Source organism: Desulfovibrio sp., from assembly GCF_035644575.1.
Lineage (GTDB): Bacteria > Desulfobacterota > Desulfovibrionia > Desulfovibrionales > Desulfovibrionaceae > Desulfovibrio.
In genome coordinates this window covers 1-10563 of record NZ_DASQOG010000035.1, presented here as the reverse complement: position 1 = coordinate 10563, position 10563 = coordinate 1, and the positions used below count along the sequence as shown (strand labels likewise).

Below are 10563 nucleotides of genomic sequence, written 5' to 3'. Positions count from 1 at the left end.
GTCAGCTTTTCCGTGCTGCTGACCCTGCGGGTCTGTAGCGCCTGCCTGATCTTGCACGCGCTGACGGCCATTCCTCTTGCCCGGCTGGGCATGGCTAAAAATCCGCATCTGCGGCGGGTGATCAACTTTATCATCACCCTGCCGCTGGTTTTTCCGCCTATGGCCCTGGGCTTTTTGCTGCTCATGCTCTTTGGCCGCAACGGCTGGGGAGGCATTGCCCTGCGGGAGACACTGGGCGTCAGCCTGGTGTTTTCGCAGGGGGGCATCATTCTTGCCGCATGGCTGGCAGGGCTGCCCCTTGTGGTCAAGCCCGTGCAAACCGCGCTGAACAATCCCGATCTGCTGCGCTTTGAGCAGGCGGCGCGGGTGTGCGGCGCCTCACCCCGCAAGTGTTTTTTTCTTGTGACCTTGCCGCTCATCCGGCATGGCCTTGCCGCCGGGCTGCTGCTGGGCATCACGCGGGCCATGGGCGAGGTGGGCATCAGCCTCATGCTCGGCGGCAACATTGCAGGGCGCACCAATACACTCTCGCTGGAAGTGTTCAACGCCGTATCCACAGGCGAATTTCAGCGGGCAGCCCTGCTCTGCGCCATACTGGCGATAATCAGTCTTTTGCTGTACCTTGGCATTGACTGGTGTCAAAAAAGGTCATTCTAGAGCATTATCACTCCGCTGCTTCAGCGCAAATGCACGAGTCTGCGCCGTTGACGGAACATTCTCAACCGACATTGCTCTAGCCTGTATAGTGTTCTGCATTTACAAGGAGCATGTCATGCACTTTCCCTGTTCCGATACATGGCTGGAGGGCCTGCTGGCAGACGACTGCCCCGGCCTTGACCTTACGGTAGAACTGCTCGGCATTGCCTCGGCTTCTGGCGTCATGCGCTTTGCGCCCAAGGCGGATTGCACCATCAGCGGCGTGGAAGAAGCCGGATTGCTTCTGCGCAAATGCGGTCTTTCTGTCAGCCGCACCGCCGCCAACGGCGACAGGCTTGCAGCGGGCCGGCAATGTCTGGAGGCCACAGGCCCCGCCGCCGCCCTGCACCGTGGCTGGAAGCTGGCCCAGACCCTGATGGAATACATGACAGGCATTGCCACGCGCGCGGCGCACATGGTGGAGCAGGCCCACACCGCAAACCCCGCCGTGCGCGTTGCCGTGACACGCAAAAACTTTCCCGGCGCCAAGACCATCTGCCTGGAGGCCGCCATGAACGGCGGGGCCATTATTCATCGGCAAAACCTCTCGGACAGTATCCTCATTTTTGACCAGCACCGCGTTTTTCTGCCCGGCGAGCAGCAGACCTCGTTGCGCAGCGTGGCAGCAATGATGGATAAATTGCGAGCGAAAGCGCCTGAGCGCAAGGTCAGCGCCGAGGTGGACACCTTTGACGATGCCCTGCTGGTGGCGGAGGCAGGCATTGATATTGTTCAGTGCGAAAAATTCGATTGCGAGACCCTTGCCGCAACCGTGGGCGCTGTGCGCGCCCTGCGCGATGACATCGTCATTCTGGCCGCTGGCGGCGTCAACGGCGGCAACGCCGCCCAGTACGCGGCCACTGGCGTTGACGTGCTTGTCACAAGCTGGCCCTACTTTGGCAAACCGGCAGACATCAAGGTTGTGATGGAAAAAGCCCCCTAGGGCAATAATCGCGGAGGTACAGATGCCTTTTGTAAATATCAAGGTAACAGGTGGTGCAGAAGCCCCCACTGCGGAACAGAAAGCAGAACTTATCAGCGGCGTCACGGAGCTGCTCCAAAGGGTGCTGAACAAAAATCCCGCGACTACCGTGGTTCTTATTGAAGAACTCTCCACGGATAACTGGGGCATCGGCGGCGAAAGCGTTACCGTGCGCCGCCGCAAACAGTAGCAGCCATCAAATAAGCAAGGCGGCAGCCCGGACATGAAGCCCGGGTCGCCGCCTTTATTTTTTACTACAAAGATAAAGCCTTACAGCCAGGTGACATCCAGCGCCTTGCGCGGCGGCCTGAAGTGGGGGGCAAGCAGGGGAAAGCCCATCATCTGCGCGGCATAGACCTGCTCATCGTCCTTAACGCCTACAAAGGCCCGCAGAGCGTGGGCAGAGGGATGCCCCATGGCAAAGCATACGTAGCCGCCCCAGCAACAGCCCACCTTGTGCCCGTGAGCCAGCAGCTCCAGATAAGCGGCGGCAATGGAGGCATCCGCAGGCCCCCAATGCCCCTTGGGGGCAACAATCAGGGCAATCTGCGGAGCAGTGCGGGTGATGACGTCATACCCAGCTTCCCATGCCCGCACGAGGCTTTCGGCATGTACATCCCTGGCGGTGGCAGGGTCAATTTCCGGCAGGGCGCGCAACCAGTCAATGACCAGGGCTGCCAGCTTTTCCGTCTGTCCGCGGGTTTCCAAAACAATCCAGCGCAGCTCCTGCGTGTTTTTAGCCGTAGGGGCAAAGCGCGCGCCGTCAAGTATCCTGTGCAGCAGTTCGCGCGGAACAGGTTTGTTTTTGAAATTCCGCACCGACCGGCGCGAAAATACGAGTTCTTCAACCTGCTCGGCGGATGGTATCTGCTCACGCCGCAAGGGGCGGCTGTCTTGCGATGAAAGCCCCGGCGCTGAACAGGCGTTGGCGGGGCAAAAGGCCATACACTGCCCGCAGCCAATACATACCCTGACCTTGTGCGAAGACATGGAGGGGTATTCGCCCACATTGCCATCTATAATCTGAATGGGGCACACTTTGGCGCAAATTCCGTCCTTGCGGCATAATTCTGTATCTACTATAAAAGAGTTCATAGGCTCCCTGGCGCTATAACGCATGGTCAAAAATGCAAAATGCCGCCTTTGCAGGCATGAGCCAGCTCAGGGGCTTGTATCCTTTACATAAGAGCGGCGGTTTACAGACTGCCGCAGATGCCAATACTACGTTAATGCCTGTCAAAAGGCAAAAATCTGCCTGCACGCCCATGGCTCTGCCCGCAGCGCGGACACGGGCAGAAAATGCGCCCCTGCTGCCTCCTCTGTTTTCTCAACGAGCCGCTGCCACCAGTTGCGATATCCTCGACTAACAGTTTCCTGTTTTTAGATTTCCACTCCCAGTTTCCCCGAAAAACGATTCCGCAAATTATCGGAATGGAATTTTGAGAATAATTTCTCATTATTAAACGATATCATCTGGGAACTTGTTTTTTTCACACTGATATGGTATCATTTCTGCTTGTGTTCTGAGCAAATATACTCCGCCTCATGCTATTTATTAGCAAATAGTGGCGTTTGAGTCTTTGTCTTATTACACAAACTGTCCCAAGCCTAAAGTTTTTTCACAAGCACGCGATAGTATTTTAAACTATTGCATATGGAGAACTCTGATGCAATTACGTGCAAAAGTCTGCATCCCCATAGCTGGCATCACACTTGCTATCGGCATTTGTTGTTATTTTGTCATTCAAAAGCAATTTGAAAGACTTAACGAAACAAATATACAGACTTTGGTCGAAGCCCGCTCCTCGCAGATGACGCAGGCCATTGAACTGTGCAGCGAACAGGCCATGCGCATGGCCGCGCTGGTGAGCAGGCTGCCCGAGGTTGAGGCCGCATACAGAACAGCCATGGAAGGCGACATCAACGATGAAAACAGCGCCGCCGCCCAACGGGGGCGGGAAATGCTGCGCGCTTCACTCGCTCCCATGCTGGACGGATTCAAGGCGGTTATCGGCGAAAAGCCGCAGATACACTACCACTTTCCCCCGGCCCGGAGCTTTGCGCGCCTGTGGCGCGACAAACAGACCAAACGTGGCGACAAGTGGGTTGATATTTCAGACGATCTTTCGTCCTTCCGCCCCACCGTGCTTGAGATAAACAAGAACGGCAAAGCCCTGTGCGGGGTCGAAATCGGCAGCGGCGGCTTTGAAATCCGGGGGCTCGCGCCGGTCACAAGCCTTTCGGGCAGCCAGTTGGGTTCTGTTGAGGTGCTGGTGAGTTTCACCCACGTGCTGAGCGGCCTGAGTTCTGGAGAGGGAGAATCCTCGCTGCTGTACATGAACGCCGAACACCTTAAGGTTGCCACGGGCCTGCAAAACAAGGAAAAACACCCCATTGTCGCCGATTCATATGTTCTTGTGAGCGGCACCAAGGACGGCAAGGTTGAGGGCTTGCTGGACAAGAGCTTTCTGGACGCCACCCGCAAGGGATCGACCACCAGAATTGTCGGCTCCACCCTGCTTTCCGGCATGCCCATTACAGATTTCAAAGACAAACAGATCGGCGTGCTCGTGTTCAGCACTGACCTGTCTGAACAGCAGGGCATCATGAGCCGCGCGGGGATCATCCTTGCGGCAGCTTTCATTACTCTGCTTGTGGTGCCGCTGGTCATGACGTTCTTTGTGCTCAGCATTACCGTGCTGCGGCCCGTGCAGAGCATCCGCCAGACCATTCAGGAAATTGCAGAAGACAGAGCCGTGCTGGCCAATCGCCTGAAGTATTCCTCCGAGGACGAAATCGGCGCGCTGGCGTCATGGTTCAACCAGCTGCTGGACAAGATTGAAAGCATGCTCACAGAGGTGCAGGGATACAGAAACCTGCTGGATTCCGTGCCCGATCCCATCTTTGGCGTGGATGACGACTACCGCATTATCATCGCCAACAAAGCCACAGAAACCTTGCTCGAGAAGGATATCACAAAACTTCGCGGGGAGTTCTGCCACGACAACTTCAATACCGAAGTGTGCCAGAGCGACGACTGCCCCATCGCGCAGTCCAAGTGCAGCGGCAAGTCTGTGGTGGCGCGCATACTTGATATCGGCACGGCTGAAAATCCGCATTATATTCAGCCGTTCAGTGATGTGCTGCGCGACAACCAGGGTAATAAAATCGGCTATGTGGAAATTGCGCGCGATGTGACCACCCTTGTGCTGAAAGAGCGCGAAATTGAAGCCACCATGAAGCATATGCAGGAAGTGAATACCTCCATAAGCTCGGCGGCTGACAGCCTGACGGAAGCCGTAGGCCTGATGAAGGACCGCTTCCAGCAGGTTTCGGACGGTGCGGATGCGCAAAGCGGTCGCGCGCAGGAGACCGCCACCGCCATGGAAGAAATGACTTCCACAGTGCGCGAGGTGGCGCAAAATGCATCTTCCGCCGCTGACCAGACAGAAGATGCGCGGCAAAAGGCCCGGCATGGCGCAGAAATTGTTGACGAGGCTGTTTCTGCCATTGCAGAGGTCAACAGCCACACAGGCGCGCTGCTCAAGGAAATGGAATCCCTCGAGAGCCATACCGAAGGCATTGGCAGAATCATGGGAGTTATCTCGGATATTGCCGATCAGACCAATCTGCTGGCCCTTAACGCGGCTATCGAAGCTGCCCGAGCGGGCGATGCCGGACGCGGTTTTGCCGTAGTTGCGGACGAAGTGCGCAAGCTTGCGGAAAAAACCATGCTGGCCACCAAGGAAGTCACAGAGGCCATTACCACCATTCAAGCTGTGGCAAAGGGCAATATGCAGGAAATGCGCGACACTGCCGACACTGTCAGCAGGGCCACTGAAATGGCCAACCAGAGCGGCGCCGCACTTTCCCAGATAGTGGAAATTGTCGCCAGCGCCAGCAACAGCGTGCAATCCATCGCCACGGCAGCGGAACAGCAATCCGCCACAAGCGAAGAAATCAACCGCGCCATTACAGATGTGAAGCATGTTGCAGAAACCACCAATACCCTGACGCGCGAACTGCACGGCACGGTTGCCGAACTGTCACGCCTTGCCGCGCAGTTGAAAGCGCTGTCGCAGGGGTAAGTTACCGCAGATTCCGAACAGGCGCAGATATAACAGGGCCCGCATCAGTCATGCTGTTTGCGGGCCCTGTGCCCTCTTCTTGACGTTTGGCACAAGATGCCCTACCCACTGGCTATGGAGCTTTGCAGCAAGGGCTTGTTCAAGCCCAACTGACCAGACACCAGCGCTGACCAGGCCAACAACAGTCTGCCGAACCGCCAAAGCAAAAAAGCCATGACCCGATTGCAGACAATTCGCCAGCCCCCCTTGCAGTCAGCGGCGTAATGCCATCGTTTCACAGATTTCTCCCCCTCAAAAAAAGATTCCGCAACTGCACGCCCCAACCAATCAGGCTTATTGAGGTTATTTGATGAAGAATGTTGAACGCTTGCTTCAGGGAAACGAATTTTTCCAAAAAAACTACTTCTGCAAGCATGAAAATGAGCTTCTGGAACTGGTTTCCAGCGGCCAGCACCCCAAGGTGCTCTATATCGGCTGCGCCGATTCCAGGGTTATTCCATCGCTTATCACCAACACGCCTCCCGGTCAGCTCTTTGTGCTGCGCAACGTGGGCAACTTTGTAGCCCCTTACAAACCGGACGAAGACTATCACGCCATGGCAGCAGGCATTGAATATGCCGTAACAGCCTTGAATATTGAAGAAATCATCATTTGCGGTCATACTTATTGCGGCGCCATCGCAGCCCTGTACAAGGACATTCACGACGAGGCCTTTGTGCACACGCAAAAATGGCTTTCGCTGGGCAAAAAAGCCAAGGAACTTGCCACACTGGCGCTTGGCAAGGAAGTTGGACAGGATAAACTGCTGCGCCTGACAGAGAAACTCTCCATCATTTTTCAGATAGAAAACCTCATGACCTACCCGTGCGTGCGCGACAGAGTGAAATCGGGCGACCTGCACGTTCACGGCTGGCTCTACTATATTGAATCTGGCGAAATCAAATATTACGACCCTGACGAGCACGATTTTCTGGCCCTGAAAAAATAGCGGCCCAGCGTACAGGGCAATGCGCTGATTTGTGTTGTGACATACCCTGACAGCGGATTTTCCAACTATGGAAAATCCGCTGTTTTTATATGCCTTCTAGCATTTCACATGCTGTGGCGCGAATGCAGACATCAATGCCATGTGCCAAATACGCGCCCGCATACTGGCAATATATCCGCAATCTGTTTTGAAGGGGTACAGCAATACGTTTTTTTACCATTGAGGCGTGCCTGCCAGCAATAGCAGTCATATGTTTATAAATAAGCAACGACACAGTGATGTTATTTTATAAAAAAAATTCACATTTACATCAGATAAGTTTTATATTTAACTAAGTTGAAATACATTCAAAGCCAGTCACCTCAAGCAAGGGACTATTTCCATGAACAAAAATCTGACAGATCAATTCATGAAGTGGAATAGTTCAACAAATATTGCCTGTTGTCTTTTAATTCGGATTGAAGGCAAGGCATTTTCCATCAGTGCCGCCAACACAAGATTTACTGAACTCATAAAAATCAATAGTTTTGAAGAACTAGAAAAAATTATTGAAAACAGGGAGCATCTGGACAAATCGCTCTCCCAGGATTTTGCGGAAGAATGGACCGTATTTTGCGAAACCAGCCATTGCTTCCTTGATTGCCGCTGCCAGCGCGTTGAAGACAACGCTTGCGTATTGTGGATTTCTTCCGCAGAGCAGCAACCAATCGATGTTCTGTCTGATATTCCAATTGGCATCATCCGCATGAAGGCCACGCAGGGGCCTGCCAAACTTCACTGCACCTACATGAACAGCGCGGCGCTGGCCATGACAGGCACATCGGGGCGTGAGGCGAGCAAATGTTTCAACGTCAGTGAACTCATGCGTGTTCACAGTGCCGACCTGTGCAGGGTAGAACACATGCTGGCAATGTTCATGTCCGGCAAGGCCATGCAGCCTCTGGAGTGCAGACTGCGCCCGCACGATGGTCACGTCAGGTGGATTCGCGTCAGTCTCTCCTGGGTCATTCCCCAACAAGTTCTGCAACTGGCATTTGTCAATATCTCTACGGAAAAAGAGACCCAAGCGCACAACCGGCAAAACCAGGTTCTGCTGCAAAAAATTCTGGACACTACACAGGCCGCAATCTTCTGGAAAGATGCTGAAAGACGTTTTATCGGCGTAAACAAGGCGTTTCTGGAGTATTACGGCTTTGATTCCGAGCAGGTTCTCCTGGGCAAGAATGATGAAGATATGGGCTGGCATAGCGACCCTGACCCGTACAAGAATGATGAACTGCGAGTGTTGCAGGGGGAGAGCACCACGCGGGTTCCCGGCATGTGTTTTTGCAGGGGCGAAAACCGCCACATTGTAGCCAGCAAAAGCCCGCTTTATGAGGACGGTAAAATTGTAGGCCTTGTGGGCAGCTTTGAAGATGTCACAAGTGAATACATGCTGCGCAAAGACGTAGTGGATCTCAATGCCAAGCTACATACAGCGCTGAAGAAAGAACGCCAGGCCAACCGCGCAAAGTCGGACTTTCTCTTGCGCATGAGCCACGACATGCGCACTCCCCTTGCCACCATTGTGGGCTTTTCTGACCTTGAGCTGAAAAAGCACCAGGATCCTGACCTCACCAAGGTCTTCTCCACCATAAAGGCGTGTTCAAACTTTCTGCTTGCCATTCTTTCCGACATTCTTGACCTGCAAAAGCTTTCCAACGGAAAGATGGACGTTGTACCGACAATTTGTACTGGCGCGCATAGCGCAAAAATTATTGAATCCATCATCAGGCCTCAGGCCGAGGCAAAAAACATCACATTCATAACGCATTTTAACTGTACGGCAACCAACTGCTATGCGCAGATCGACACGCGCAAGGTTCAGCAGATCATCGTCAACCTCCTGAACAATGCCGTCAAATACACGCAACCCGGCGGCACCATAACATGGCGTAATGACATCTGCGGTGAAAATGCCGACAGTCTTGTTGTAACCCATGTCATTTCTGATAACGGGCCGGGAATCAGCAAAAAATTTCAGGCCAGCATGTATTCCCCGTTCACGCAGGAAGATCATGTGTCCAGCTCTGGCAGCGGGCTTGGGCTGTCCATTGTGAAAAAGCTGGTCGATATTTTGGGGGGCAACATTACCTGCAAGTCTGCGCCGGGCCAGGGAACAACATTCACGGTGATTTTACCCCACAAAAAAGCTACCGCCGCAGATATCGCCGCTTTCCACAAAAAAAATCGCACACAACATGCCCCCGTCTCACTTAAGGGAAGGAAGATCCTCATCTGCGAAGACAACGTCATCAACAGTGAAATCCTGAAAGAAATGCTCGAAAGTGAAGGCGTGACATGCGAACAGGCGTTCAACGGCAGCGAAGGAGTGGAAAAGGCCAAGGGCCACAATTACGACATCATCATGATGGACATCCGCATGCCTGTGATGGACGGCTATCAGGCTACCCGCGAGATACGGGAGTTTGATGTGGACACCCCCATTGTGGCGCTTTCCGCCAATGTCTTTGCCGATGAAATACAAAACGCCTTTGAATCCGGCATGGACGAATTTCTGGAAAAGCCGGTTGTCATGAGCAAGATGTTTTCAGTTCTTGGGCAGCTTCTTTCCTCCACCCCTGACACCCCTTCGCAAAGGCCGGATTAACAACTCGTCAGAGCAGCAGAAACTCCCTTTTCAGAAAGAATCCTTCATCTCCCCCTTACACCTTGCCTTGAACTGTTTTCCACCCGCAGAGCAACCATAACTCGCCTTGTTGCAAATATCACAGCTCCGCAGAGCGCATTATACAAATGCAACCTTTCCAAACAGGTCTTGCACCCCCCCGGAAACATGATTACCTGAAAAGGACTTAAGGCAGTCAACTACAATAGTGACACCCTCTTGCTGCTTTGCAGTCTGCCCATGGTGAGGTATCATGTACAGGACTGCACCATATGCGGCAGGCCGAAGATACGGCCAGAACGGCTCTTCATACCCTTCCAACCGGAGGCTATCCCCCGAAGGAGGCCATGATGACAACTATTAAGAGTATCAGTGCGCAAGCCCTGCGGCAAAAAGATCTCAAGCAGGCGCTCATAGTGGATGTGCGCACCCCCATGGAATTTGCGGAAAAACGCCTCGTCCTTCCGACCACGCTGGCCCCGGTGACGGAGCTTGATCCTCACATGGTTGCCCTGCGCAGCGGGGCATTGACAGATACCCCCATTTATACCCTTTGCGCCAGCGGGAGACGTGCGCAAACGGCGGCGGCCAAATTTGCCGAAGCCGGATTTACGGACATAACCGTTATTGAAGGCGGCCTTGCGGCCTGCAAGGAAGCTGGCTTTCCCACCGCTGGGCAGGCGCTGCCCAAAACTGGCGAAACCTCACCCACGCTGGACAGGCAGGTGCGCCTTGTGGCCGGGGCGCTCACGGCCCTGTTCGTTTTGCTGGGGCTTTTCGTACACAAGGCTTTTCTGCTCGGAGCGCTCTTTATTGGCTGCGGGCAGGTATTTTCTGGCCTTACCAACTGGTGCGGCCTGGCCCTTCTGCTCACGCGCGCGCCCTGGAACAAAAAGGGCTGCTCCGGCAGAGCTTGCCCCATTGGAGCTGGCAAAAGCCCCGGCGCAAGCTGCCAGTAATGCGACTTCACCTAAGTGCCGGAATTTTCACCCCAGCTTTTTGCAAAGGAGTTCGCCATGTCTGCACCCAACGTGCGCGGATTTTTTGATCCCGTTACCGCTACCTGGACATATGTGGTCTGGTCTGCAACCGATGCCCAGAAGCGTTGCGCCATTATAGACAGCGTGCTGGATTTTGACCT

Annotated in this window: 8 protein-coding genes; 7 read left to right on the top strand and 1 reads right to left on the bottom strand. The window is 54.1% G+C overall.

Annotated features, from left to right (window positions below; translation table 11 throughout):
- The 3 genes from VEZ52_RS01550 to VEZ52_RS01540 form a co-directional block, all read left to right on the top strand.
- On the top strand, positions 1-657 hold a 657-nt coding region (locus tag VEZ52_RS01550), incomplete at its 5' end, for a molybdate ABC transporter permease subunit (protein WP_324835237.1).
- 115 nt (positions 658-772) lie between these two features.
- Positions 773-1639, top strand: a complete 867-nt coding sequence (gene modD / locus VEZ52_RS01545; protein WP_324835236.1) for a ModD protein — start codon at positions 773-775, stop codon at positions 1637-1639.
- 22 nt (positions 1640-1661) lie between these two features.
- Positions 1662-1868 carry a tautomerase family protein gene (locus VEZ52_RS01540; protein ID WP_192111341.1) on the top strand — a complete coding sequence of 69 codons (207 nt, stop codon included), beginning with the start codon at positions 1662-1664 and terminating at the stop codon, positions 1866-1868.
- 80 nt (positions 1869-1948) lie between these two features.
- Here VEZ52_RS01540 and VEZ52_RS01535 read toward each other — a convergent pair whose 3' ends face one another.
- Positions 1949-2773, bottom strand: a complete 825-nt coding sequence (locus VEZ52_RS01535) for a nitroreductase family protein (protein ID WP_324835235.1) — start codon at positions 2771-2773, stop codon at positions 1949-1951.
- 572 nt (positions 2774-3345) lie between these two features.
- Here VEZ52_RS01535 and VEZ52_RS01530 point away from each other — a divergent pair.
- The 4 genes from VEZ52_RS01530 (at position 3346) to VEZ52_RS01515 (ending at position 10381) form a co-directional block, all read left to right on the top strand.
- Complete coding sequence (locus tag VEZ52_RS01530; RefSeq protein WP_324835234.1) at positions 3346-5766, top strand: methyl-accepting chemotaxis protein; 2421 nt, start codon at positions 3346-3348, stop codon at positions 5764-5766.
- A 349-nt stretch (positions 5767-6115) separates the two neighbouring features.
- A complete protein-coding gene (locus tag VEZ52_RS01525) occupies positions 6116-6754 on the top strand; it encodes a carbonic anhydrase (protein WP_240824798.1) in 639 nt (212 codons plus the stop codon).
- Between the two features lie 382 nt (positions 6755-7136).
- Positions 7137-9404 carry a response regulator gene (locus VEZ52_RS01520; RefSeq protein ID WP_324835233.1) on the top strand — a complete coding sequence of 756 codons (2268 nt, stop codon included), beginning with the start codon at positions 7137-7139 and terminating at the stop codon, positions 9402-9404.
- A 365-nt stretch (positions 9405-9769) separates the two neighbouring features.
- Entirely contained in the window at positions 9770-10381 is a 612-nt protein-coding gene (locus VEZ52_RS01515; RefSeq protein ID WP_324835232.1) for a rhodanese-like domain-containing protein, read from the top strand.
- Positions 10382-10563 lie beyond the last annotated feature (182 nt).